At 64.1% G+C, this 25,561-nt stretch carries 23 protein-coding genes and 1 pseudogene; 12 read left to right on the top strand and 12 right to left on the bottom strand.

The features are described 5' to 3' along the window. The 3 genes from VAE54_RS04050 to zwf all read right to left on the bottom strand — a co-directional run. On the bottom strand, positions 1-310 hold a 310-nt coding region (locus tag VAE54_RS04050), incomplete at its 3' end, for a response regulator transcription factor (protein ID WP_322800656.1). A 140-nt stretch (positions 311-450) separates the two neighbouring features. Next, a complete protein-coding gene (gene pgl, locus VAE54_RS04055) occupies positions 451-1,173 on the bottom strand; it encodes a 6-phosphogluconolactonase (protein ID WP_322800657.1) in 723 nt (240 codons plus the stop codon). Beyond that, a complete protein-coding gene (zwf, locus tag VAE54_RS04060; protein ID WP_322800658.1) occupies positions 1,170-2,696 on the bottom strand; it encodes a glucose-6-phosphate dehydrogenase in 1,527 nt (508 codons plus the stop codon). Before zwf ends, pgl begins: the two co-directional genes overlap by 4 nt. A gap of 851 nt (positions 2,697-3,547) precedes the next feature. Between zwf and VAE54_RS04065 the strand changes: the two genes are divergently transcribed. Beyond that, positions 3,548-4,132, top strand: coding sequence for a hypothetical protein (locus tag VAE54_RS04065; RefSeq protein WP_322800659.1), 585 nt, complete (start codon positions 3,548-3,550; stop codon positions 4,130-4,132). Between the two features lie 261 nt (positions 4,133-4,393). Here VAE54_RS04065 and VAE54_RS04070 read toward each other — a convergent pair whose 3' ends face one another. Genes VAE54_RS04070 through VAE54_RS04080 form a run of 3 tightly spaced genes read right to left on the bottom strand, consistent with a single transcriptional unit; the run spans position 4,394 to position 7,542 of the window. Further along, positions 4,394-5,854, bottom strand: a complete 1,461-nt coding sequence (locus tag VAE54_RS04070) for a hypothetical protein (RefSeq protein ID WP_322800660.1) — start codon at positions 5,852-5,854, stop codon at positions 4,394-4,396. Continuing rightward, the gene (locus VAE54_RS04075) at positions 5,851-6,939 is read right to left on the bottom strand and encodes a HAMP domain-containing sensor histidine kinase (RefSeq protein ID WP_322800661.1); all 1,089 of its coding nucleotides are present in this window, start codon (positions 6,937-6,939) and stop codon (positions 5,851-5,853) included. Before VAE54_RS04075 ends, VAE54_RS04070 begins: the two co-directional genes overlap by 4 nt. Before the next feature lie 12 nt (positions 6,940-6,951). Continuing rightward, positions 6,952-7,542 (bottom strand): YbhB/YbcL family Raf kinase inhibitor-like protein, encoded by a 591-nt coding sequence (locus VAE54_RS04080; protein ID WP_322800662.1) that lies wholly within the window; start codon positions 7,540-7,542, stop codon positions 6,952-6,954. 307 nt (positions 7,543-7,849) lie between these two features. On the opposite strand from VAE54_RS04080, the gene VAE54_RS04085 reads away from it, so the two are divergent. The 3 genes and pseudogenes from VAE54_RS04085 to VAE54_RS04090 all read left to right on the top strand — a co-directional run bounded on the left by VAE54_RS04085 (position 7,850) and on the right by VAE54_RS04090 (position 8,883). Then, positions 7,850-8,200: a hypothetical protein gene (locus VAE54_RS04085; protein WP_322800663.1), complete on the top strand. Its 351-nt coding sequence runs from the start codon at positions 7,850-7,852 to the stop codon at positions 8,198-8,200. Between the two features lie 294 nt (positions 8,201-8,494). Further along, positions 8,495-8,647 (top strand): annotated as a pseudogene (locus VAE54_RS14525) (sigma factor-like helix-turn-helix DNA-binding protein); the annotation flags it as partial. Positions 8,648-8,700: 53 nt separating this feature from the next. Continuing rightward, positions 8,701-8,883 (top strand): hypothetical protein, encoded by a 183-nt coding sequence (locus tag VAE54_RS04090; RefSeq protein ID WP_322800664.1) that lies wholly within the window; start codon positions 8,701-8,703, stop codon positions 8,881-8,883. An 891-nt stretch (positions 8,884-9,774) separates the two neighbouring features. On the opposite strand, the gene VAE54_RS04095 is transcribed toward VAE54_RS04090, so the two are convergent. Together VAE54_RS04095 and VAE54_RS04100 are read right to left on the bottom strand one after the other, a co-directional pair. Further along, on the bottom strand, positions 9,775-9,975 hold the full coding sequence (locus tag VAE54_RS04095) for a hypothetical protein (RefSeq protein WP_322800665.1): 201 nt from the start codon (positions 9,973-9,975) through the stop codon (positions 9,775-9,777). A gap of 168 nt (positions 9,976-10,143) precedes the next feature. Next, a complete protein-coding gene (locus tag VAE54_RS04100; RefSeq protein WP_322800666.1) occupies positions 10,144-10,665 on the bottom strand; it encodes a hypothetical protein in 522 nt (173 codons plus the stop codon). A gap of 338 nt (positions 10,666-11,003) precedes the next feature. Between VAE54_RS04100 and VAE54_RS04105 the strand changes: the two genes are divergently transcribed. Genes VAE54_RS04105 through VAE54_RS04115 form a run of 3 tightly spaced genes read left to right on the top strand, consistent with a single transcriptional unit; the run spans position 11,004 to position 12,353 of the window. After that, entirely contained in the window at positions 11,004-11,186 is a 183-nt protein-coding gene (locus tag VAE54_RS04105; RefSeq protein WP_322800696.1) for an RNA polymerase sigma factor, read from the top strand. Between the two features lie 15 nt (positions 11,187-11,201). Then, positions 11,202-11,471, top strand: coding sequence for a hypothetical protein (locus VAE54_RS04110; protein WP_322800667.1), 270 nt, complete (start codon positions 11,202-11,204; stop codon positions 11,469-11,471). Positions 11,472-11,483: 12 nt separating this feature from the next. Continuing rightward, positions 11,484-12,353 (top strand): hypothetical protein, encoded by an 870-nt coding sequence (locus VAE54_RS04115; RefSeq protein WP_322800668.1) that lies wholly within the window; start codon positions 11,484-11,486, stop codon positions 12,351-12,353. Positions 12,354-12,395: 42 nt separating this feature from the next. On the opposite strand, the gene VAE54_RS04120 is transcribed toward VAE54_RS04115, so the two are convergent. Beyond that, positions 12,396-12,812 (bottom strand): HIT family protein, encoded by a 417-nt coding sequence (locus tag VAE54_RS04120; protein WP_322800669.1) that lies wholly within the window; start codon positions 12,810-12,812, stop codon positions 12,396-12,398. 236 nt (positions 12,813-13,048) lie between these two features. On the opposite strand from VAE54_RS04120, the gene VAE54_RS04125 reads away from it, so the two are divergent. Continuing rightward, positions 13,049-13,768 (top strand): class I SAM-dependent methyltransferase, encoded by a 720-nt coding sequence (locus tag VAE54_RS04125; RefSeq protein WP_322800670.1) that lies wholly within the window; start codon positions 13,049-13,051, stop codon positions 13,766-13,768. Between the two features lie 234 nt (positions 13,769-14,002). Further along, positions 14,003-15,718 (top strand): alpha-glucosidase, encoded by a 1,716-nt coding sequence (locus tag VAE54_RS04130; RefSeq protein WP_322800671.1) that lies wholly within the window; start codon positions 14,003-14,005, stop codon positions 15,716-15,718. A gap of 50 nt (positions 15,719-15,768) precedes the next feature. Here the strand turns inward: VAE54_RS04130 and VAE54_RS04135 are convergent, their stop codons facing one another. Further along, complete coding sequence (locus VAE54_RS04135) at positions 15,769-17,223, bottom strand: CoA-acylating methylmalonate-semialdehyde dehydrogenase (RefSeq protein WP_322800672.1); 1,455 nt, start codon at positions 17,221-17,223, stop codon at positions 15,769-15,771. A gap of 121 nt (positions 17,224-17,344) precedes the next feature. After that, the gene (locus tag VAE54_RS04140) at positions 17,345-19,645 is read right to left on the bottom strand and encodes a xanthine dehydrogenase family protein molybdopterin-binding subunit (protein ID WP_322800673.1); all 2,301 of its coding nucleotides are present in this window, start codon (positions 19,643-19,645) and stop codon (positions 17,345-17,347) included. 354 nt (positions 19,646-19,999) lie between these two features. On the opposite strand from VAE54_RS04140, the gene VAE54_RS04145 reads away from it, so the two are divergent. Next, a complete protein-coding gene (locus VAE54_RS04145; protein WP_322800674.1) occupies positions 20,000-20,560 on the top strand; it encodes a Uma2 family endonuclease in 561 nt (186 codons plus the stop codon). A 4-nt stretch (positions 20,561-20,564) separates the two neighbouring features. On the opposite strand, the gene hutI is transcribed toward VAE54_RS04145, so the two are convergent. Then, entirely contained in the window at positions 20,565-21,887 is a 1,323-nt protein-coding gene (gene hutI, locus VAE54_RS04150) for an imidazolonepropionase (RefSeq protein WP_322800675.1), read from the bottom strand. A 532-nt stretch (positions 21,888-22,419) separates the two neighbouring features. Between hutI and VAE54_RS04155 the strand changes: the two genes are divergently transcribed. Together VAE54_RS04155 and VAE54_RS04160 are read left to right on the top strand one after the other, a co-directional pair. Further along, positions 22,420-23,295 (top strand): response regulator, encoded by an 876-nt coding sequence (locus VAE54_RS04155; protein WP_322800676.1) that lies wholly within the window; start codon positions 22,420-22,422, stop codon positions 23,293-23,295. Between the two features lie 105 nt (positions 23,296-23,400). Next, on the top strand, positions 23,401-25,425 hold the full coding sequence (locus VAE54_RS04160) for a hypothetical protein (RefSeq protein ID WP_322800677.1): 2,025 nt from the start codon (positions 23,401-23,403) through the stop codon (positions 25,423-25,425). The last annotated feature ends 136 nt before the right edge of the window (positions 25,426-25,561 follow it).

Here is a 25,561-nt window from a genome sequence, read left to right on the forward strand (position 1 = left end):
GATAACCCTCCACCCCAACGGCCATGGCCTCCCGGATCAGCGCCTCGTCATCGTAGGCGCTGAGCAGCAGGATGCGGATCGGCCACCCGCGCCGCCGGATCTCCCGCGCGAGGGCGAGGCCATCGCGCCGGGGGAGGCGGATATCGAGGATGGCGACATCGGGCTGGAGCGTCTCCAGCATGGCAAGGGCGGTTTCCCCATCCCCGGCTTCGGCGACCACCTGAACCTCAGGCCGCCGCTCCAGCAGGGCCCGCAAGCCCAGGCGCAGCGGCGGATGATCATCCGCGACCAGAACGCGAATGGGCCCCATTCGGTTCACGCTCCATCCGGACTTGCGCCATTCAGCTTCAACTCAGGGAATCCGGATAGCTCCTTCCCCATAGGACCGCAGGGGATACCTTCGGTGTCCGCGGCAACCCCGGAAGCCCGCAGGACGAAATCAGCCGAGCGTCACCGGATCCGGAAAAGCCCGGCCGCCGCTTCGGCGTCCACCATCCACAGGATCCGCCCGGGGCCCGGGCGGACCCCCTGCGCGGGCCAGCGGAGGGGATCGAAAGGTCCCTCCCACACGGCCCGCAGGATCTCCGCTTTGCGCGCCCCGGTCACCAGGAAGACCACCCGACACGCCTGGTTCAGGATCGGCAGCGTCAGGGTCACCCGCGGTGGATCCGCTTCTGGCACGGCGGCCACCCAGCGCCTCTGCTCCGTCACCGCCGGATGAAAAGGGAAAAGGGAAGCCGTATGGCCATCCTCCCCCAGGCCCAGGAGGATCAGATCGAACCGCGGGGGCGCTTCCCGGAAAAACGTCCGCAGCAGGGCCTCATAGCGGACGGCGGCCGCCTCCGGATCCCCCTCGCATCGGATGGGATGGATCTGGTGGGGTGGAATGGGAACGTGCTGCAACATGGCCTCGTGCGCCATCCGGGCGTTGCTCCGGGGATCCTCGAAGGGCACGCAGCGCTCATCCCCCCAGAAGACGTGCACCGCCTCCCAGGGAACGGCCTCCCGGCATTCCGGGCGAGCGAGCCATTCATAGGCCCGACGCGGCGTCTGGCCCCCGGCAAGGGCCACGACGAACCGTCCGGCGCGCCGGGCGGCGCGCTGGGCGGCGCGGGCGAAAAGGGCCGCCGCAGCCCGGCTCAGCGCCTCCGCATCGGGGAAGACGCGGATCATCCGGGCGTGGCTCCCACGGGATCCAGGATGGTGGGGAGATCCCAGGATCGGCCGTCCCGGGCGATCAGCTCCTCCGCTGCCGGCGGGCCCCAGGTGCCGGCCGGGTAGTTGGGGAAATCCGCAGGCGGCCGGGCCGCCCAGGCCTCCAGGATGGGCTGGATCACCTCCCAGGCGGCCTCCACCCACGCCGCCTCCAGGGATTGGGTGGTGTCCCCGCGGATGAGATCCAGGAGCAGCGTCTCATACGCTTCCGGCGGACGGTTCCCGAACATCTCCTCATACAGGAAATGCATATCCACCGGCTGCAGCTGCATCACCGGGCCCGGGACTTTGGCCTGGAAGCGGAAGAGGACGCCTTCTGCGGGCTGCAGGCGCAGGATCAGGCGGTTGGGCTGCCAGGAGCGAACAGCAGACTCGGGGAACGCCCGGTGAGGCACCGGCCGGAAGGTGATGGAAACCTCCGAGGCCCGGACCGGCAGGCGCTTGCCAGTGCGCAGGTAGAAAGGGACCCCCTGCCAGCGCCAGTTGTCCACGAAGAGCTTGAGGGCCACGTAGGTTTCGGTGTTCGACCGTGGATCCACGCCAGGCTCCTCCCGATAAGCGGGCACCTCCTCTCCGGCCAGGCGGCCCCGCCCATACTGGCCGCGCACCGCGTAAACATCCACCTGATCCATCGAAATGGGACGGATGGCCCGCAGCACCTCGAGCTTCTTGTGATGGATCTCCTCCGGCGTGAGGGAGACCGGGGGCTCCATCGCGATCAGGCAGAGGAGCTGGAGGAGGTGGCTCTGGACCATATCGCGGAGGGCGCCGGTCTGGTCATAGTAGCCGCCCCGGTGCTCGACCCCCACGGTCTCGGCGACCGTGATCTGCACATGGTCGATATACTGACGGTTCCACACCGGCTCGAAGAAGGCGTTGGCGAAACGCAGGGCCAGGATGTTCTGGACCGTGTCCTTGCCCAGGTAGTGGTCCAGGCGGTAGATCTGGCTTTCCGTCAGAAACTGGCGCAGGCGCGCGTTGAGCCGGCGGGCGGAAGGCAGGTCGTGGCCGAAGGGCTTCTCGATCACCACGCGGTGGCGCGAGGGGTCCTTCACCAGGCCGGCCGCGCTCAGGTGGTCCACGATGGTCTCCGTGACGCCCGGAGGAACCGCCAGATAGAAGATATGATGGGTCACCTCCAGGTCCGCGCCATCCATGGTCTGGAGCCGCTGGCTCAGGGCCGCATAGAGGGCGGGGTCATCGTAGTCGCCCCGCAGATAGAAGAGGCGTTCCGCGAAGCTCATCCAGGTGGATTCATCCGGGCGATGGCGGGCAAAGCGCTGGACGCCGTCCAGAAGACGGGCGCGGAAGGACGCGTCGTCCATCGCGCTCCGCGCGATGCCGAGGATCGCCCAGCGCGCCGGCAGCCAGCCGTCGCGGTAGAGGTCGAAGAGGGCGGGGGCCAGCTTGCGCCAGACCAGGTCGCCGCTGGCGCCGAAGAGAACGAGGGCGATGGGCGGGTAAGAGACGGGTGGTTTCATCCTGAGCCGCCGGGTTCAGGTTTCGCAAGACATGATACCAGCGAGTCAGGCGCATGGCGCTGCGGCCAAGCAGCCTTTTTCACTGAAGGGGATCGTGGACGCAGGCCATATGCCCTGAATGGGCTTGAAGAATGGGGCTCCCCCTCGGCTTCCTGGTCCAGGCGTTCCCGCGGAGCATTTCTTCAGGTTTCCCCTTCGCATCGCCTGGCGCCCAACGGGTTTGCGGCGCTCTGGGAGAGCAGGCCCCTGGTGGTTTCCACAGGCTGGCCCCTGAGGAAAGACACAAGGGGGAACCTGTGGAAAATACGGTTGTGAAACCGAAGCGCGAAGGCTAAAATGAGGGTGACTTCCACAATCTCTAGATGGGAGGAATCCGATGAAGGCCCGCGACGCTATAAAGGGGGTTTTGGGGTTGATTCTACTAGGGATCTAGGTCACCGATCCAACAGGTCCGTTTGCTCAGGCGGACAGCCCTCTGCCTCCTTCACCTGCTCCGGTTGCGGAGGATCCTGGTGGTGGAGGTGGATGGCTGTGGGCTCAGATGATCGAGAAAGCGGATGGAAGCATAAACAAAACTTATCCAAGTTATTATTATCAAGGACAATATTATTGCGATAATGACGCTGATATTGATTATACGTTAGTATATAACATGAATTATGGGCAAAATCCCGATAGCTTGAGGTATTATTCAACAGATCGATTTATCATATGGTTTGGACCATCAGCTCTTAAGGGGTATTCGTATACTTGGGACAAGGTTCATGTTTGTGTTGGAACATTGATTGATTTATCTCCACTTTCTTCTTTGATGAATGCAGTCTACCTTCACCAATAAGGAGGAGTTTTACATGCATATTCTTTTATTCGGTATATTCTGGTGGTTATGGGGTGGTATTGTTTGGAATATTATATTTATTTTGCGGCTTGATCGATCATTGTTTGGAATAATCTACTGGGCTGGCATAGGTGGGGTGTGGACTTTGCTTAAAAGACGACGTCGGTTTCGCTATCCTCTTTGGTGGGGATGGTTTTTGGGTATTGGAGCCGGGATAAGTAGCGGGGCACTCTGGATGAGATGGGAGCGGCTCTTGCAGGATACTCTTAATGTTGAATTATTGGCATTATTGGAATTTGTATTGTTTGGATTGATGCTGGGCATTTTTCAAGGACCTCTCTTTTCTTCAAAAATCCTTTCTTGGAAAACAATAGCATGGGCTGCAGCTACCGCGTTGAGCTGGACTATCGGTGGCCTTATTCTGTGGATGATCGCTTCTCAGATTGGATATCTGTGTCCGGGATTTGATTGTTTCTCAGAATTTCACGAATCTATTCGTAAGATCTTATGGTGGATAATTGTGGCAATGACATTCATTGTAACAAGCAGTGTAATATCTTTGATTCAGGATATGATGATGCAGCGTTGGTCTGGATAGGGAAGCCATGTGTGAAAACTCCGTGCCTTCACACGAGTACCCGGATCTTCCTTTAAATTGTCATTAATCAAAAGGAGTTACGCAGTTGAGACCCGACTGGGTCATTTCCACTGCCATATATGGGGTATTTTGGCTGATCACTCTCCATATGTTAGAATTCCTTCCTGTCAACTGCGTAAGTCTTAATAGTTTTTCAGAGGGTCGCTTGTTCGCAGAAAGGGCAAAGCAAGGTCTCAAGCAGGCTGAAGGATCCGCTCCTCTTCACGGCCCGGTGGTGAGCAGGGCCTCGAACTCGGCGGCCGCATCCCGCAGGCGTCCTTTGCCCCACCACAGGCTGAAATCGGCCCACTGGGGATCCCAGTCCAGAAACCAGCAGAAGGCCTCCACCTGGGGCTCCCCCGCGACCACAGACCATGCCGCCGTCAACCATCCCCGCGGGTAGTTGTGCGCCGGAGGAACGCCTTCATCCGGTGTGTAGGTGTTGGACGATGTGATGTAAACAGGCCGCCCGCGGGTCGAGGGATATGCATTGATGATCTCCAACCAGTCATACAGCGCCTGGAATCCGACCCGTGCCCCCATGGCGTCCCGAAGGTCCAGACGCGGCTCCTCTGCCTCCGGATAGCCCGCGGCGCGGGCCGCCTCCGGCCGGCCAGGCACGTGCAGGGCGAAGCCATCCGGCCCGGGGTTCCACTGCCCCATCGCCGCCCTCGCCCGTGTGGTTTCATCGATGAAGGCCACCAGGGTGTTGAAGTAATTCAGCCAGGGGACGTCCACGCGGCCCCGCCGTTCCCCATCCTGATCCCGAACATAGGGCCGCACTGGCCCCACCAGGAGACGCGCCCGGGGGTTCGCCGCCCGGAGGACCGCGGCCGCGTTGTCGGTGCGGACCGGCGATTCGCCGTAGCCGTTGAAGACCCGGGCATACCAGGCCGGAGAGATCGGACGATCGGGGCTCATGCGGTTGCTCAGGGCCTCGTTGGGGCCGCTCCCCAGAAAATAGGCGTAGACCCCCTGAAGCCGTTCGTCCCGGCCCAGGCGCTCCAGATAGCGCAGATAGCGCGCCAGCCCTTCCAGATCCCCGGGAGGGGGAAGGGTCTGCCCCCGGTCGTAATCCACCCGCACCAGGACCCGCAGGCCGCGGCGCTGATGCCGGGCGACGCGGGCAGCCAGGGCGTTGATCCCCCAATCCGGGTCCTCCGCTCGTTGCGCGTAGGTCAGCTCCACGGCCCATCCAGCGCGCCCTTTCCAGTCCCGCTCAGGATGCGGGAAGACCAGGCCCAGCTTGGTGGGGATGGCGAGGGGTGCGGGGGTGGGCTCGGGATCTCCGAGCGCGAGACGCCCCCGCAGGCGGCATCCTTCGTGGCAATCCCGATAGAACGCCACCGTCACCGATCCGGCAGGCATCGGGAAGCGCCAGACCCAGCGCCAGAGCATGAGCTCCGGCCGGGCTTCGATTCGCTCCAGCGCGGCGGGCTCCCCGTTGACCGTGAGCAGGATATGGCCCCACGGAACCCGATCCTGAACCTCCACAATCACCGGATCGCCGGGTCGGGGCGCGGATGGGATCACCCGGAACTGAGGCCATGGCCCCTCGCGGTCCGGCCCGATGCGCACCGTCACTTCCCCCGAAGGGGTCAGAATCCCCAGCAGCAGGAGCAGCCCCGCGAGGAGCGCCCCGCCGCGCCAACGACGCAGCACCGAAAACCACTGGCCTTTCATTCGCTCCCCCGCCATGCGGGCAGCGTGAACCGGATTCGCGTGCCGGTTTCCCCTTCGACCCGGCTCTCGATCTCCAGGCTGGATCCGTGCTGACGGAGGATCTCGGCCACGATGGCCAGCCCCAGCCCGGCTCCGGGGCCCCCGGGAGCTTCCCCGCGATAAAACGGCTCAGTGACATAGGGGAGATGCTCGGCGGGGATCCCCGGGCCGGTGTCGCTCACTTCGCACCGCACGCCCCCAGGAACGGATCGGAGGGAGACAAGGATGCGATCGCCGGGTCGGCTATAGCGAATGGCATTATCCAGCAGGTTCAGAAAGACCTGCTTCAGCCGATCCGCATCCCCCTGAACCAGCGGCACCTCTTCCCCTACCTCAAGGCTCAGGGATTGCTGGCGGGCCAGAGCCTCCGGGAGCTTCTCCGCGATGGCGGCCTCCGCCACGGCTACGATGGAGAGGGGATGAACGATCAGCGGCTCCCCGATGATCAGACGGCCCAGCTCCAGCACACTGTGGACCATGCGGAGCATGCGACGGGTTTCCTCCTCCAGGATGCGCATGGACTGGGAACGGATTTCCGGAGCGATCGCGGGGAGTTTAAGGACTTCCAGATGGGTCAGCATGGTCGCCAGGGGCGTTCGAAGCTCGTGGGCCAGACCGGTCAACAGGCGGCGCAGCTTCTCCAGGCCCCGATGGCTTTCCCTCGCATCCGCCACCAGGACCCAGAAGGCGTCTTCCATGGGAACAACCCACCAGCGCAGGGCCTGGCCTCCGGCGAGGACCAGGAAACGGGAGCGCCCCACCCCTCTGGCCTGCGCCGCCCGAACATCTTCCTCCAGAAAGGGTCGCCATTCCGCATCCGGCAGGAGGCCGGAGGCCGCGGGAAGCCCCAGCCACTGGCGTGCGAGCGGGCTGGCCGCCGTGTAGCGCCCATCCGGGCGCACGCGCAGGAAACCGAGCGATGCCCGATCCATCTGTAAAAAGGCGCGCCGGGCGGATTCCCGAGCGGACCATCGGCCTAGCATAAAGGCCAGCGTCAGGAGGAGGGCCAGAGCGAGCCATACCAGCCGCAGGTCCACCGTCCACATCCGACGCTTCCCTCATCGCCCATACCGCCCGGTGAGACGCCCAACGGCCCGCACATGCCCATGCAGCGCCTGTTCCACCTGGGCCGGGCTGGCCCCTGGAGGGAGGTCCGGGACGCTGTCGAGGGCGTAGAGGACGAACCGATACCGGTGAGCTGGCCCAGGAGGCGGGCATGGACCCCCATATCCGATGCGCCCGAAGTCGTTTCGTCCCTGCTTCCCGATACCCTCCACCTCCGGCTCCCGCGGGATGCCCTCCGGGAGCTCCGTCCGGTCGAGCGGGATCGCATACAGCACCCAGTGAATGAACCGTCCGCCAGGCGCATCGGGATCGTCAACGATCAGGACCAGGCTTCGGGCACCCGGTGGAGGGGGCTCCCAGCGCAGCGGGGGCGAGCGGTCCGGCCCATCACAGGTGTATTCGCGGGGGATCGCTTCTCCCTCCGCGAAAGCGGGGCTCCGAAGGCGCAGATCCGGAAGCCCGCTTTCGGAGACGGGCGACCCCGCGGGAGGGGTTTGGGCTTGAGGCCCCGGGGCGGTCACGCCGCAACCGAGCGCGAGCGTCAGCAGCCATGCCATCCCCAGCACCACAGCACAACGGCGCATTCCTGTCCTCCTGGAAGGCGGAGCACGCCCGTATGCCAGAACATGTCCGACGCTTCCGGCTCCCCCTCACCCAAGGGTCTCTCCCCCCAGGCTCCGGGAGCAGTCCGGGGTATCTCCAGCGCCCTTCCCAATTGTAAGAGAATTCCCCCCCTCGGGCGATCGGTCGCCTCCAGCGAATCCGCTTCGCAGGCCCCGAGACCGCCTGGTTGCCCCCCAACCGTCCAGGGGGCTTCCAGAGTATATCGGGTGGAAAAACCCTTCACGGAGAGGCAAGCCATGCGAGGGAAACATCCCGAAGAAGGTCTGCTTGCTCCTGGGGATTCTGGGGGCGTTGCTCCTCCTGGGCGCGGCGCCCACGCCCGAAACCTCGCCAGACGAAGATGTCCAGGTTCCTGTCGTCCTGGATGGCGTCCGCTATGCGCCCGATGCGCTCAACCGAATGAGGGTCGAGTTGAATCGGCAGGGGATTTACCTGTGCTATACCTTCTCCCGGGATGGCGCCCTCCATGCTTTCTCGAGCGGTTTGCAGGGATGCCATGAATTCCCTCAGAAGGAGTGGGGGCTGCCATCCCGGCCACTGGAGTATCCACCGCCAGTCCGTCCCTTCCAGGTGCGCGTGGAGGGACCTATCGTTTACGTCGAGCCCGCCATCCGCTGACCTCCCGGGAACAGGAGACTCCTGCAGGAGCCGCTTGAGCGGCGACGCGTCGAGGCGAAAGCTCCTTAACTGATCTGCGAAAGGACCGGGCTACCCCCAGGTATGGGTGGAACCGGGCGGAAGAACGAGAAGCCCTGGAGTGATGGCGGAAGGGCGATCCAGAGGGGATGGCGGCCCTGGTGCGCATGTATGGGCAGCGGGCCCTCCGGGTCGCCGCCCTGATCCTGCCCGATCCCATGTAGGCGGAGGACACCGTTCAGGCAGCCTTTGGAACAGCTGGAGGGAGAGGATCGAGTGCAACGGATCGCTCGGGCGCTGGAGCGCCTCTCGCCGATGCGGCGAGCCGTGCTGATCCCGCGCGACGATGAAGCGCTCTCCAAGGAGGAGATCGCCCGGATCCTGGGCTGCGCCCTCGGGACTGTGAAATGGCATCTGCACCAGGCCCGCCGGCACCTGCGCCTCGCGCTTCAGGCGGAGCATGCGGAGGAGGAGGGAGTGCCATGGAGGAGTTCCCTCAGACGCCAGAAGAAGCCATGCAGTTGCAGGAAGACCTGGACCGCCTGGCCGGGATGCATGTCCCGGTGGATCGGGATCTGTGGCCGGCGCTGCAGGCCCAGCTGTTCCCATCCTCCCAGGGGAACCACCACGCGGCCCGACAGCGAGGATGGGATGGCTGGCCATGAGGCTGGTATTTGTCCTGACCCTGGTCGGGAGGGCCCTCGCCCGTAACCTCTGGGGGGCTTTCTTCTCCACCCGCCCTCTGGAATGGACGCACGCTTTGCGAACCGACTGAAAGGGACGCCATCCGGGCTCCCCTCCGGACCCGAGCGGATTTACCCCTCTCCCCTCACCGCTTCCCGGCGTGGGAAGGAGCAAACACGGAACCTGAGCGGGCCCCACCAAGATTGAAACAGCGTGGATCCTACGTCATCAAATATTGCTATCAACGGGGGAAGGTCAGCCCCCGGATGGCCAGCTCGCGCTCCAAGATTTCCCGCAGCGCCGTTTCAACAGGGCAAATCTCTATAATCTGTCCCCGCCCCTCAGGCCGATAAACACCGATGGAGTTCACTTCAGGATAGCAAGAAACCTCCGCCAGCATCCACTGGGTGCTTGTTGCCCTTAATGGATCTATATCGCTTCGACTATAGAGCTCCAAGCGTATCCCATAGCCGCTACTTTGCCGTGGGATTGGCACGCCTGCAGCACAGGCGGTGGACGTCGCAGCCAGGAGCATCGCTGTGATCTCCCGCACAGTGGTTGGCTCAGTAATCACAATACTATGCTCCACCACGGGCATCCGTTGACTCACAAGATTGGTTATTTTCACCGCTACCGCTCTGGTTCCGGCGGAGACCCGAGACGGTTCAAAGATGAAGCTCCCAGCCGGCACCGGTGTGGGGGTTGGAGGAAGAGTCCCTTCCGCCGGCTCTCTTAAACAATTGGCAATGAACATGGTTGTGCCAATGAGCAAAAGAATCGACCAAATAGATGCACATTTGCGTATCATATATCCCCTCGCTTAGGTAAATCTTTCTTCTATCGGCCATTTTCCCCTTTCGCATTGAACTCAGTTACTCAGACCGTCCAGATAGCCAGTCCATATAGAGCCGCCGATAGGGTGAAGGCACCACGATGCCTTGAAGGTTCGTTACGTTAGCCGCCTCAAGCTCCTGGAGGGCGAAATCCGTCGTCACATCCACCAGGTAAACTTGAGGTGCTTTTAACAGCATCCGGAGGGCATCACCCCGGCTCAGGACACCCTCGATCACCATCACGCCGTCCAAATTTCTTTCCAGATCGATTCAAGCGCTCCCAGGCGGATGGTTGAGTCAACTCCATCGCTGAGAGTACCCCCGCTATATAGCTGGCCTTCTGGGTTCCGTCCAACAAAAGTCGTCTGTTCCAGCTTCAGGCCGGTGACATGAATCAATTTCTGGGCCTCAGCAATGGAGATAGGCGAACGGAACGTGACTTTCACAAGGATGCTTGAGATTGGCAGACAGCATTGGAGCTCGGGCAATATTCCACTGTACATAAGCTTGAAGGCCGGCAGGCGTAGAGAAGTCGACCTCTACGTAGGCCCGAATATGCCCATTATCCTTAGCTACTTGTATGGTGAAAGGCAGATCTGGTCGCGAAAGGGTAAAGGTGTTCTGTTTTGCCAAAGTGGGCAGTTCAGAGGCATGGGCACTTGACACTCCTAACCAGTCCGTATATCCCGCTTTCGGTGGCTCGAAGCCAATAAAGTTGTAGTTGACATCAAACTTGGACTTACCTAACCAGTCATGGTTCGCATCACCGCAATTGTTTCCACAGACCTTTGGGTCAGGGCCGCTGCTGCGTTGATAACTGTAACCATCCTCCTCCCTGTCAAACCAAGCCAGGGCAGGAATGGTGAAACTGCCCACCATGAGTACCACCAACACAAATAGCGCAAGCATTAGAAATTTAGTCTTATTCATTTTGACCTCCTATCTTTAAGATACTTACCGTTCTTCCCATTAGCATCTACAATACGCAACTAATCGGTCATGTTGTCGCTACTGAAATCCGATTTTTTCATCTATAGGTAAGGATATTAAGCCAGAGATGCAGTCAACTTCTATTGCTCATGGTTTTCCGCGCATTCTGTATAATAAGCAGTCAGAGATCGCTTCGCAACCGTATTTTCCTCAGGAGTTCCCCTGTGGATTTCCACAAGTCCTGTTCCGGGGAATTACGAGGTTTTCTCCGCCGAGGATCCAGCGGGGAGCAAGGCGGGCAACCCGGCCTCTCAGGATTTTATTCGATATTCAATTAACTGTATAGAACTTGCTCAGGCCCTGGAAGCACTGCCGCCCGCCAGCGAACCATCGTGATCCTTTACTATTATGAGGAACTGAGCATCGAAGCCATCGCCCAGACGCTGGATTGCTCGCCAGGCACGGTCAAATGGCAGCTTCACGATGCCCGGGAGCGCCTGCAACACATGCTTCAGGAGTAAGAGGGAGTTTGGGCCATGGGCGCGGATGATCGCAACTGGACAGAGGATGAGCGTCGCCTGCGCGAGGGTCTGCGCTGGCTGGCGCGGGCCTGGACCTCCAGCCATCGTGACCTGTGGCCGATGATTCGACATCGGCTCTCAGAGGTCCATGCTCCCGAAAGGCGATGGGGAAGCCTGCGCGCACTTCCACACTGGAGGCCTGCTCTGCTGATCACCGCCCTCCTCGGGTCTCTTCTGGTAGGAATCGCACTGGGAGCTGGATGGACGCCCATTCGAAGCATGTAGGAAATCGTGCCCATGAGCCGCTCCCTCTACCGGGACAGGCAGGTCCAGCCCCTCGCCCTCCAGGAAACCCATGGCCCCCTTACTGTCCGCCTGGAATGGGGATATGCGGACGCCAATATCATTTTGATCGGTTATCGGATCCGGAGCACACCCAGCGCGATCACGCCCTATCGAATCCTCCTTCAGGACGCAGGAGGACGGACGCTCCCTTATATCACCAGCCAGGGCGTGGCAGGCGCTTCACAGATTTTCGGTCTCTCCCTTCCGGCCGGGGAGTCCGTTTTCATCGCCGCTTCCGATCCATGGGCTCTCCCCGGCTGGCCAGCTGACTACTCGGATGAATTATCCCTCCGTCTGATCATGGAGCTGGTTCCGACCGCTCCGCAGATGCCGGCTTCGCCATCTTTATCCAATCCCGCACCGGGAACCCAGGTTCCTGCAACGGCGATCCATACCCCTGCTGACGTTTCTCTTTCTCCTTTCGTCTTCACGTTCTCGCTCCGGGTGCTTCCTGGCGAAGCCTGGGGATCTCCTCAAACAACACAGGCGGGAGGGATCTCCCTCACCCTGACCCGCTGGGTTCGATCCCCTTCTGGAGCCCGGGCCCGTCTGTGCTTCTCCCCCGCGGATCCTCACCGGCAATGGCTTCCCATCGCGGAGTGGATCATCCCCGGAGCGGTGATCCCCGGGGAGGCCGTCCCCGTTTCATGGGATCCCCCGACGGAGATCTGCCGGGATCTGTTTTTCCCGATCTCCCATTCGCATGGCGCGCCATCCGGCCCCACCTCGCTGCGGATTCTGGAGCTGATCGGATGGGACCGCGAGGATCCGCAAGCGCCGCTGCTGCGCCACCCCGGACCATGGATTTTCAAGGTGCCCTGAAAAGCCCGGGGATCCCTGCTTCCAGCGGAATGGAAGCGCCCATTACCCGCCCAGCGCTCGACGGATCTCCGCCGCGACCTCGGGGAGCGGGCGCTCCCGGCGCACCACCGGCGGCCGGGCCAGCCGCAGCCCATCCCCCACCCAGCGGGGGATCACATGCACGTGCAGATGGAAGATCTCCTGCCCGCCGGCCCGCCCGTTGCTCTGCACGAGATTCAGGCCATCCGGGGCCAGCGCCTGACGGATCGCCCGGGCCACCCGGACCGCCGTGCGCATCACGGCCGCGGCGTCCTCCTCGTCGATCTCAAAGATGGTCTCCGCATGGCGCTTGGGGATGACCAGGGTGTGACCCGGATTCGCCGGGTTGATGTCCAGGAAGGCCATCGTCCGCTCGTCCTCGTAGACGATCTCCGCCGGCTGCCGGCGCGCTACGATGGCGCAGAAGATGCATGCGTCCATGCCCGCTCCCCCCAGGGGAAGATGCGTCCTCGCTCTCCATTTTTACCCGCCTCCCTGCGCCCCGCCAAGCATGCCGGGGAACTCTCCCATGGCCCGGGAATGCGGTCGGGGCGGACATCCCCATCGTTACGCCCCGCCTCTCCCTCTCACCGTTGATTTCCCCGCCCAGACCTCTCGATGTAAAAAGAAAGCTGAAGAAACGATCGGTCTTCTCCTGTCGCCGTATCCCATTCCCGATGCTGGATCTCTCCCGTCAGGAGATCTATCGGGCTCGCTATCGGGCGCAACGGCCGGGCTGGCGGCCTGCCGGGGAGGTCTTCAACGCCCTGCTGGAGCCGCTCCTCGCCCCGGCCGTCCGGGCGCTGGACGCTGGATGCGGCCGGTTCGGGGTCCTGGGCCGCTTTCAGGATCGAGTAGGCCTGGCGGTCGGGGTGGACAGGGATTTCCCCTCCCTGCGGGAGAACCCGATTCTCTCGCTTCGCGTTCAGGCCCGGCTGGAAGCGCTGCCGTTCGCGGGGGGCGCCTTCGATCTGATCCTCTGCACCTGGGTGATCGAACATCTCCCGGAACCGGAGCGGGCTTTTCAGGAAATGGCTCGTGCCCTGAAGCCCGGAGGCCATCTCCTCCTGCTGACTCCGAACGCGCGCCATCCCCTGATGATCCTGGGGCGCTGGATCCCCCCGCCATGGCGGCCTGCTCTGGTGCAGCGCCTTTACGGCCGCGCCCCCCAGGACATCTTCCCGGTCTTCTATCGCGCCAATACCCCCGGGAAGCTGCGCCGCCTCCTCCGCGAAGCCGGCCTGCGGGAGATCGCCTGGTTTGCGATCGAGGATCCCACCTACATGGCCTTCCATCCGCTGCTGTTCGCCCTGGCCGCTCTCTACGAGCGGCTCACCGCCTGGCCTCCGCTTCGCGGATGGCGCATCCACCTGGTGGGCCTGTTCCGGAAACCATGAACCCGCCGCGCGCGGCCATCGCTCCATATACGCCCGCCGTCGGCGCAATTGCCCATTCCCGCGGGCCTCTTTAAAATCTCCCTTTTGTATGGAGCCCACTCGCAAACGCGCGCCTGAAATCCCGACCGGAGGGATGCCACACGCCCTGGAACCGTCCCGTTGAATGAACGGCGCCGACTTGCGGGGGCGACTCCATTCCCTGATATGGCATTCCATACCATGGGAGGGTTCTCCATGCGGGAGCTCAGGTGGTGGCAGAAGGCGGTGTTCTATCAGATCTATCCGCGCAGCTTTGCCGACGCGAACGGAGACGGCATCGGAGACCTGGAGGGGATCCGCCGCCATCTGGATTACCTCCAGGATCTGGGGATCGAAGCCCTCTGGCTCTGTCCCCACTATCCCTCCCCCCTGGTGGATTGGGGCTATGATGTGGCGGACTACATGGACGTGGCCCCGGAATATGGCACCCTCACGGATTTCCGCCGTCTTCTGGATGAAGCGCACCGCCGCCACATCCGGGTGATCCTGGACCTGGTCCTCAATCACACCTCGGACCAGCATCCGTGGTTTCAGGAATCCCGAGCCGGGCGGGACAGCCCGAAACGGGACTGGTATATCTGGCGCGATGGGAAGAACGGCGGGCCGCCCAACAACTGGTATTCGATCTTCGGAGGCTCTGCCTGGGAATACGACCCGCGGACCGGTCAGTATTACTATCACTTCTTCTTCAAGGAGCAGCCGGACCTGAACTGGCGGAATCCGGCTGTGAAGCAGGCGATGTTCGATGTCGTCCGCTTCTGGCTGGATATGGGGGTGGACGGCTTCCGCCTGGATGCGGTGGGGACGATTTTCGAGGACCCCGCGCTCCCGGATCAGAACGCGCCTATGAGCTACCCGGAGTGGCTAAAGGCATGGAACGCCGCTTCGGATGAGGCGGAGCGCGAGCGCCTGTGGCGCATCCGACAGGAGATGTTCCGCTATCAGGAAGATCTGCCCGAGGTCCATGACCTGATGCGGGAGCTGCGCGCTCTGGTCAACACGTATGGAGATGTGGTCCTGGTGGGAGAGACGGAGGACCTGGCCTATTACGGGAATGGGGAGGACGAGCTGCACCTGGTGTTCAACTTCCCGCTGATGAAAGCCCCGCGCCTGACGCCGGCGGTGGTGCGCGCGAACCAGCGGGAGCGGCTGAGCGGCATGCCGGCAGGGGCCTGGCCGTGCAACACCATGGGCAACCACGATTTCTCCCGCGTCCTCAGCCGATACGGGGATGGCCGGCACGATCTCGAAATCGCCCGGATCGCCGCCGCGCTGATGCTGACCCTGCGCGGGACGCCGTTCCTCTACTACGGGGAAGAGATCGGCATGCGGGATCTGATCCTCACCGATCTCGCGCAATTCAAGGATCCCCTGGGCCGCTGGTGGTATCGCGTGGAGCGGGAGCTGTTCGGAACGCCCCATGAGGAGGCGGTGATCCGCGGGGCACGATTCGGCCGCGACAAGTGCCGAACCCCGATGCAATGGTCCCGGGCGCCGAACGCAGGCTTCTGCCCGCCGGGGGTGGCGCCGTGGCTTCCGGTGCACCCGAACTATCAGGAAGGGGTGAACGTGGCCGATCAGCTGGAGGATCCAGACTCGCTGCTCGCCTTCTACCGGCGCCTCATCCATCTGCGGCAGCGCACGCCCGCCCTGCTGGCCGGCGAATATGTGGCCCTGGCCGAGGATTCGGAGGAGGCGCTGGTCTTCCTGCGCCGGCTTCCGGAGGACGGCCAGGCCTGCCTGGTGGCGATGAACATGGGGGAGAGCCCGGCGCGCGTGAACGTCGATCTCCCGAACCGGGGCCGGTGTCTCTTTTCGACCCATCGGCAGGAAGGCCGGGAAGAGGCGCTCCGCGAGCTACGCCTGGCGCCCTTCGAGATCACGATCATGGAGCTCCTCCGGTCGGAATGATCGCGGGAAGGGCGGAAAGCGACCGGCGGGAGGGTGGCGAGCCCCCCGGCTCAAAACCAGCGGGTGATGACCACCTTGCGATCCGTGAAGAAATAGAGGGTGTCCATCCCCTGGCCGTGGAGATCGCCGAAGAACGACTGCTTCTGCCCCGCGAAGGGATAGGGGGCGATGGGGGCGGCCACGCCGATGTTGATCCCCACGTTGCCGGCCCGCACCCGCAGCTTGAACTCCCGGGCGGCCTTGCCATCGCGGGTGAACAGCGAGGCGGCGTTCCCGTAGGATGAGCCGTTAATGATCGCCAGCGCCTCTTCCAGATCCCGCGCCGGGATGATCCCCAGCACCGGGCCGAAGATCTCCTCGCAGGCAATGGTCATCGGCGGCCGCACGCCGTCGAAGATCGTCGGCCCGATGAAGTAGCCGTTCGGATACCCCGGCACCCGGATCCCCCGGCCGTCCAGAACGAGGTCCGCCTCCTCCCGCAGGCCGGTCTCGATGTAACGGTGGATCCGCTCCAGCGCCTTGCGGGAGACCACCGGCCCCATCTGCACGCCCTCCTCCAGCCCGTAACCCACCCGGATGCGGGAGGCGCCCTCCACCAGGGCCTCGGTGAGCGGCCGGTGGATCTCTCCCACGGCGATCACCAGGGAGCCCGCCAGACAGCGCTGCCCCGCCGACCCGAAGGCGGAGGAGAGGATCGCCGGAACGGCGCGCTCCAGATCGGCATCCGGCATAACCACCAGGGCGTTCTTCGCGCCGCCATGGCACTGAGCCCGCTTGCCGTGGGCGGTGGCGGTCGCGTAGACATATTTCGCCACCGGCGTGGAGCCCACAAAAGAGACGCCGGCGATCCCCGGATGGGCCAGCAGGGCGTCCACCACCTCCTTCCCACCGTGGACCATGTTGATCACCCCCGGCGGGAAGCCGACCTCATGGATCAGCTCGAAGAGGCGGGTCTGGGTGATGGGGCAGACCTCGGAGGGCTTGACAATGTAGGTGTTTCCGGCCACCAGGGCATAGGGGAAGAACCAGGAGGGGATCATGGCGGGGAAATTGAAGGGCGCAATGCAGCAGAAGACGCCCACCGGCTCCAGGATGCACTCCTCATCGATCCCATCGGCGATCTGGGGGGTGTGATAGCCCATCAACGAGGCGAACATCCCGGCGGCCGCTTCGATGTTCTCCAGGGTCCGCTGCATCTCGCCCCGGGCTTCCTCCAGAGTCTTCCCGTGCTCCTGGACAATGGTGCGGGCCAGGTCATCGAAATGCCGCTCCACCCGATCCCGCAGACGGAGCAGATAGCGGGCTCGAGTCTGGAGGGGAAGGCGACGCCAGGTCTCGAAAGCCGTTTGAGCAGCAACGACCGCGCGATCGACTTCCTCCGGGGTGGAAAGCGGCACCCGGGCGATGACCTCGTCCAGAGCAGGATTGCGAACCTCGAGGAAGTTCTCCGTCGCCGAGGCCACCCACTCGCCGCCGATGTAGTTCCGCAGCGTCTCCACGCCCATATCCCCCTCCTGGAGAAAGATCCGGATATCCGCTCGGGGCTTAAACCCGGAAGACCGGGGATCTGCCCTTCGTGGATCGGTCCGCCGGGGATGGTCAACCCACGAACAGGCCATCCCTCATTTATGATGGATCCCCCCACTCGTGCCGGAGGCGGGTCTCGGCGATCACCCGGGCGGTCAGAGCGTTCCACAGCCGCTCCGGGGTGATGGGCAGCTCCGGGATCCGGATGCCGATCGCATCCCGGATGGCGTTGGCCACCGCCGCCGCGCCGGGCACCACTGGCGGCTCCCCCACCCCCCGGGCCCCGAAGGGACCGTGCGGGCTGGGCACTTCCACGATCTGCGTTTCGATCGGCGGAACCTCCGTCGCGTTCGGAAGCGCATAATCTATGAAGGAGACGGTGAGGGCAATGCCGTTCGCATCGTATCGAAGGGCTTCCCACAGGCCCCAGCCCAGGCCCTGGGCCGCACCGCCGTGCATCTGGCCCTCGATCAGCAGGGGGTTGATCGCCCGTCCCACGTCCTGGGCCACCACCGCCTCCCGCACGGTGACGTAGCCCGTCTCGGGATCCACCCGCACCCGGACCAGCATGGCGGCGAAGCCGGGGGCCTGCTCGGTCTGGGCGGAGGAGCCGCGGCCGACGACCGGTTCGAACTTCCCGCCGAAGCGTTGAGCGAGGGCTGCCACCTCCCCGAGGGTCATACGGGGCTCGGGAACCCCCCAGATATAGATTCGACCATCGCGGATCTCGAGATCCTCCGGGGCCACCTCCAGGTGTTCGGAAGCGATCCGCAGGATCTGTTGTCGGGCCTCCTCCGCCGCCCGCTGCACGGCCAGGCCGACCGTATACGTGGTTTTGCTCCCCCCGCTGGCCCCGGCATAGGGGGCCATATCGGTATCGCCCTGGAGGATGCGGACCTGTTCCACCGGCACTCCCAGGATCGCCGCGGCCATCTGGGCCATCGCCGTGTGAGTGCCCTGCAGGTCCACCGCGCCCACATAGATCCGCACCACCCCATCGCGGTCCACGTGGCACATCGCCGCGGCCGGCTCCAGGCCGCCGTGCCAGCCGCCCACCGCCAGCCCAACGCCTTCGCCAGGCTCCCGACGCGGCTCCCGCCACAGGGGATGGTCCCGCAGGGCCTCCAGGCATGCCCGCAGGCCGATGGGGCCGTAGCGCTTCCCGCTGGGCAATTCATCCCCCTCTCCCATTACATTCCGCAACCGGAACTCCAACGGGTCCAGCCCCAGCTGCCGGGCCATCTCGTCCATCTGGGATTCCAGGGCGAAGAGGGCCTGGGGGGCGCCGGGCGCCCGATACGCGCCGACCCCGGGCTTGTTGGTCAGCACCTCAAAGGCCTCGATCTCATAATGGGGGAAGCGATAGAAGCTCCCGAGCAGGTTCGCGGCGATGCGGGCGGGCGAACCCGGGAAGGCCCCAGCGTCGAAGATCACCCGGGCCTGGAGAGCCGTCAGCGTCCCATCCCGCTTCACGCCGGTTTTCATGGTGATGATGGAAGCGTGGGCCGGCGTCCCGATGAGGAACTCCTCCTGACGGGTCAGCGTCAACCGCACCGGACGACGGAGATGGACCGCGAGGGCGGCCACGAGGGGCTCCAGCAGGGTGAACTTCCCCCCGAAGCCACCGCCCACCGGCATCGGCACCACCCGGATGCGGTTCTCCGGCCAGCCCAGGAAATCCGCCACCTCCTCCCGCACCCCGAAGGGATCCTGGGTGCTGGTCCAGATGGTCAGCGTCTCCGTGGCCGGATCCAGGGCCGCTGTCGTCGTGTGCGGCTCGATGTAAGCCTGATGCACAGCCGACGTCCGGTAGGTGAGCTCGAGGATAAGGTCGGCTTCCCGGAATCCCTGCTCGACGTCACCGCGGGCATAGCGGACGTGATCGGAGATGTTGCCGGGTTGGGCCGGCCGCTCGGCTCCGGCGCCCCCGACGTCCGCCGCATGGGCTCCGGCATCCGCCCGCACCCCGGGGCGGCCGCGCGGCCAGATCCGTGGGGCCTCTTCGGACATCGCCTCCAGCGGATCGACGACCGCGGGAAGCGGGTCGATCTCCACCTCCACCTGGGCGGCCCCATCGGCCGCCGCCGCCTCGCTTTCCGCCAGCACCACCGCCACCGGCTGGCCGTAATACACCACCCGCTCCCAGGCCAGCAGCGCCCGCGCGTGGCTCTCCGGCTCCCGCTGGAACCCGGGAAGATCCGCCGCCGTCAACACGGCGACCACCCCGGGAACGGCCCGCGCGCGGGAGGGATCGACCCGCCGGATGCGACCGTGGGCGTAGGGGCTGAGGACCAGGCGGGCATACAGGAGATCCGGAAGCCGCAGGTCGGCGCCGAACTTCAGACGCCCGGTCACCTTCAGATGACCGTCACGCATCGGAATGCGCTGGCCGATGGTCATGGCGCTCCTTATCCTCGGGGGTGATATGAGAAGAAGCCGGGGATGATCCAGGTTCCCACCGCTTTCGCCAGCCCTCCCGTCCATCCAGGAGCGAGGGCCGGGGAATCGCTCTCTTCAAAGATAGGGCAGGTTCGCAGGAATGTCCAGAATCGGAGGCGAGGGGGCGCTCATCCCACGCGTCGATCGCACCATCCTCGCTTCGGCAACCCTTTCGGAGAGTCAAACCCGAAACGGGGCGTATGCAGCGGGGCCCACCCTGAGCGGTCAGATCGATCCTCTTCGTTTGACGAAATCCCAGCCCCCGGATTAGTCTGAAAGCAAACCGGGCCACCGGCCCGCATCTGGAGATCCGCGATGAGCGTTCAGGTGCAGCGGCGCCTGTTCACCGTGGAGGAATACCACCGCATGGCCGAGGCCGGCATCCTCTCCGAAGACGACCGCGTCGAGCTCATCGAAGGAGAACTCGTCGCCATGAGCCCCATCGGCAGCCGTCACGCCGCTTGCGTGAAGCGCCTCGTCCGGCTCCTGGATCGAGCCGTGGGGGAACGCGCCATCGTCAGCGTTCAGGACCCCATTCGCCTGGGGCGGCATTCGGAGCCGCAGCCCGATGTGGCCCTGCTCCGCTACCGCCCGGATTTCTACGCCTCCGCCCACCCCGGGCCGGAGGACGTCCTCCTCATCGTGGAAGTGGCCGAAACCTCCGCCGACTACGACCGCACGGTCAAAATCCCCCTCTACGCCCGCCACGGCATCCCCGAGGCCTGGCTTGTGGACCTGGCCAAGGAGCACATCGAGGTCTACCGCCAGCCCGGTCCGGAAGGCTATCGGGAGCTCCACATCGTCCACCGGGGCGAGACCATCCGTCCTGCCCTCATCCCCGGGCTCACGGTGGCGATCGATGAGATCATGGGATGAAGGCTCAACCGTCAGGGATCCGGAGAGCCCCATCCCGAACCACCACTCGCCCCCGCTTGATCACCGTGCGGACCAGGTTGACCCCATACCGATAGGCCAGATGCCGGTAATCCGGCGCATCCACCAGCACGATGTCCGCCTGCTTGCCGGGCTCCAGGCCTCCGATTTCATGGCCCAGGCCGATGGCGCAGGCCGCGTTCAGGGTGGCCGCCGTCAGCGCCTCCGCCGGGGTGAGCTTCATATAGCGGGCCGCCAGGGCCATCATCATCGGCATCGACTCGCACCACGAGGTCCCCGGATTCAGATCCGTGGCGAGGGCCAGTGCGCCCCCCCGATCGATCAGCTCCCGCCCGGGGGCGTAATGGCCCGTCCCCAGCCCGAACGGGGTGCCCGGAAGGACCACCCCGATGGTCTCGGAGCGGGCGAGGATCTCCCGATGCTCCGATGGCGTGCTCACCAGGTGATCCACGCTGATGGCCCCCATGGAGACCGCCATGGGCGTCGCCCCCAGGGCCGGCTCGAACTCGTCCGCGTGCACCTTGAGGCCGAACCCCAGACGTCGGGCCGCCTCCAGGATGCGCCGGGTCTGCTCCAGATCGAAGGCCCCCCGTTCGCAGAACACATCGCAGAACCAGGCCGCCCGTCCATCCGCCCATAGAGGATGCCACGGGCCGTCCGTTGGATAACGGAGGGCCGCCACGGCGGGCAGCATCTCCTCGATCAATCGTTCGACATAGGCCCCCGGATCCGCCCGGTATTCCTCGGGAACCGCATGGGCGCCCAGGAACGTGGGGACCAGATCCAGCGGATGGAGGCCGTTGAGCCGGTGAAGGACATCCAGGAGGCGGCGCTCCGTTTCCCATTCCAGGCCATACCCGGTCTTGGCCTCCGCCGTAGTGGTGCCGTGGAGCAGCATCCGATCCAGGCGCCCCCGGGTCTCGGCGATCAACTGCTCCATCGAAGCTGCGCGGGTCGCCCGCACCGTGGAAAGGATCCCACCGCCGGCCTGGAGGATCTCCAGATACGTGGCGCCCTTCAGGCGCATCTCAAACTCCGCAACCCGATCGCCAGCCCAGACCAGATGGGTGTGGGGATCCACCAAGCCGGGGATCACCGTTTGACCGCGGGCGTCCAGGACCTCCGCGGCCTCCCCGGCCGAAGCTTCCACAGCCGCCGTGGGGCCCACCGCCACAATCCGGCCATCCCGGACCGCCACGGCGCCGTCGGGGATGATCTCCAGATGGCCCATGGCCGCCCCCCGTGTCGGCCGTCGCCCCCGCGGCGTGACCACTTGAGCAGCGTGACGGATCAACAGATCCACCCGCATGGATGGGCCTCCTCCGCTGAAATCGCGGAGCAACCGCCCCCACCGTATAACTCACCGTCCCTCCATCACCGATTCGTCAGCACCCGCTATGCATCCCGACAGGATTTGCACAGCGGGTTTCGCCAGCCGTTTCGCACTTCCCAGAGGCATTCTCCATTACCCCAGGTCATCGCCAAAACGGCTCCTGAGGCCTGATCTCCTCTGCTTCGTACTGCTCGAGGAATGACATGAGATTCCCGATCATCTACCAGACCATGTTCGCAGACGGAAGGGAATGATCTGACGGGCGGATATGGCACGTTGTACGATAGATGCTGGAAGAGCCACAGCGCGACAGATCACGGGATCGTGTCCGCCAGCATTGAGTAATTCATTATGCAGCCCCAATGCCATGCGCCGGCCGTCACCCCGTTCAGTCGCGCCTGATCCAGTATAATTATTTAGCAGAACACAGATAACCCGGATCCTTACAGGGGACAGATGGTCTCTCTCCTATCCCTAACCCATACCGGGACAATCAGAGGTTCTTTGGATGCCTGCCGCTCATGAGCGAATTCTGGTGGTCGAAGATGATCGGGACCTGCGCGAGCTGATCACGATCGCTCTGAAAACCGCCGGTTATCAGGTGGATGCAGTGGAGGACGGATCCTCCGCTCTGGATTGGGTGCGCAACCACCCACCGGATCTGATCCTGCTGGATGTTATGCTGCCGGATCTGGATGGCATGGAACTCTGTCGGCGGATCCGGGAGCTCTGGCATATGCGCACGGTTCCGATCGTTATGATCACAGCGCTGGGACGGATGGAGGATAAGCTGCGGGGCATCCGCGCCGGCGCGGACGATTATTTAACCAAACCGGTGGCACTCCCCGAGCTCATGGCCCGAATCGAAATGCACCTCCGCCGCTCCAAGAGGGAAAGAGCGGTCAACCCCCTCTCCGGGCTACCTGGAAACCCCGAGATCGAACAGGAGATCCGTCAACGCCTGGAGCGCGGCGAGCCCTTCGGGATCGCATACATCGACCTGAACGCTTTCAAGGCCTTCAACGATGAATATGGCTATCGAGCAGGGGATCGCGTGCTCCAGTCGTTCGCTCGCCTGCTTCAGGAGGCGATGGCTGCCCATGGGGATCCTTCCCGGGATTTCATCGGCCATATCGGCGGGGATGATTTCGTGCTGCTCACCCGACCCCACGTTCTCAGCCCCGTCGCCCGCTATATCCTGGAGCGATTCCCGGAAACCGTTGGGGCTCCAGAGCTTTCGGTTTCTATTGTGGGCGGGGTGGTAGATCCCGCCCGCAAGGTGGATCTTGAGGCACTGGCACAGCATCTTGCTGCCCTCAAACGCCAGGCCAAGCGAGAAGGCCGTCCCCTGCTTCTGTCAGGAACCCTGGGGGCTCAGGGATAAGGAAGGGTTCGGCCACAGAAGGCCTCAGCACCGGAGTCCCGTAAATGACAGGATCCGCCGGATCCCTCCCTCCACAAACTGCTGTGGATCTGCCCGGAGGTCTCTATGAGAGCGCCGCGAGGGTGCGCAGGCCAGACGCTCTGCCTGCTGCAGGCCATGCGGGCCATCTGGATCGCGCTGGTCATCACCCTTTTCCTGCTGGCCTCTCCAGCCACCCCTTCGGCCAGTGCGATCCAGGGAACTCCCCGCGCCCTGAACCTCCAGGGGCTCTCCCGTTCCGGGGAAGGTCAGCCCCCGGGGACATGGGAGATCCCTCTTCGGGAGCTCGGGCAACCGGATCCCCTGACCATGTATGGCCCCATGTCGGAGCGATCGCTCAGCGTGCCGATCCCACGGGGGCTGCAAGCGCGGGAGCTCACCGGCCGTCTTCGCAGCAGCCTGGGCCTCACGGGTGGACGCCTGGAAGTCCGCAATGGGAACCGAACCCTGGCATGGATCCCCCTGAGCCCTGGGGAGCTGCCTCTCCACGTGGGGCTTCACGAAGGGCAGATCGATCATGAGCGCCTGAACCTGAATTTCCGGTTGATTCCACCCCGGGATGCAGATCTCTGTATGTTCCCCCTTACGGAGAGGGTGGAACTGGAGGACCTGCGCGTGCGCCTGGATGGCACGCCTAAGCCTCCCCGGACCATCGCCGCCTTCTGGCCACCCGATCTCCGCTCACTGGTCCTCCTGCTACCCCCTGAGCCCACGCATGATGAGGCCACCGCCGCGCTGCGGCTGGCGGCCTTCGGAACCCGAAAGGCCCTGGGCCATCCTTTGACGGTTTCGATCCAGCTCGGTGGAGATCCTCCCCCGATGGATCCCTGGGATCCATGGGCTCGCGTCGTCCGGATCCGGCGGGGCGAACCTCGTGCTGAGCTTCGCTTCCCCGAGGAAGGCTTCCCATCCCTGGACATCCAGGCGCCATCCGGTGCCGCCCTCCAGATCGTGGAATCCGTTCTGAGCTACGGAGAAGCCCTGCCCTTTCCGGAGATCGCCCCGGAACCCGGGGCGGTGCCGGAAGAGCAGTTCCCTCGTCGGATCACCCTTGCCGAGCTGGGATACCCGCAGGTGCAGATGAGCGGCTCGGGGCCTGTGGAAGCTTCTTTTTTCTTCTCGCAGAGCGATCTGGGAGGGCCGGTTCGAGGATTGCGCTTTCGCCTGGCCGGGCGCATGAGTCCGGTTCCTGAGGGAGGACAGGCCAGCCTGCTGGTCTTTCTGAACGGAGGGCTGGCCTATGCGGAGCCGATCGGCGGCGGCGCCTTCGATCGCTGGATCGCACTCCCGGATGGACTGATCCAGAGGGACAATACACTGATCGTCCGGATTGACTATACGCCTCCGGGTGGGAATTGCCGGATCGGCACACATCCAGTGACCGTTTTCGTCGATGGGGCCTCCTACCTCGAATCCCAGGCAGGCCAGAGACTGGCTCCCGGGTTCGAGCGATTCCCTCAGGCCCTTATGCCCGCTTTCGCGGTGGGCCTGCACTCGCTGAACGAATCGACCCTGAACGCCGCCGCCCAGCTGATCATGCTCCTCCAGCGGGCCACCCGCCGACCGCTCCGGCCGGAGGTTCGGCCATGGGAGGAGGTCCTTTCCGCGGCAATGCCGCGGATCATGATCACAGAGGATCCGGAGGCCATAAAGGACCTTCGCCCGCCTCTGGATCCCCGGCCGTTCCGGCTGCTGGATCCCGATGGCCGGGAGCGATTTCGCATGGACCCGGGTCGCGCTTTCATCGTTCTGGAAGCGTTTGAACATGGTGGTCACGATCTGCTGTTGCTGACCCGATGGGGTCAGGCGCCGGAGCTCCATGCGCTCGCCAGCGCTTTCGATCCCCAGCTGGGATGGTATGGGTTAAGCGGAGACGTGTGGATCTGGTCCGTCGGGGAGTCCCCGGTGGAGATCCGTGTGCGCGGCGCCGGGCTGCGGGTGGAGCCTTTGCCTCCCAGCCCGGCCGTCTGGTGGTCCCGGTTGTGGCCGTGGGCGCTGGGCGCCGCGTTCCTGGCGTTGCTGGCTTTCCTGATCTGGGTTTATCCGCGGGTGGTGCGGACCCGGCCCCCGGCCCCCCCGCCCGCCTCGTAAGTCTTCAGAAATCATCCCGAAAGCTCCACCAGCGGAAGCATCCCGATTGGATGGAACAACGGCGGCGAAGGTTCGCAGCCTTATGGAAGCCCTAACGGCTTCAACCGGTCCTGTTCAAACCGAAAGCGAGGAAGGG

Origin of the sequence: Thermoflexus sp., from assembly GCF_034432235.1 — a bacterium.
Taxonomy (GTDB): domain Bacteria; phylum Chloroflexota; class Anaerolineae; order Thermoflexales; family Thermoflexaceae; genus Thermoflexus.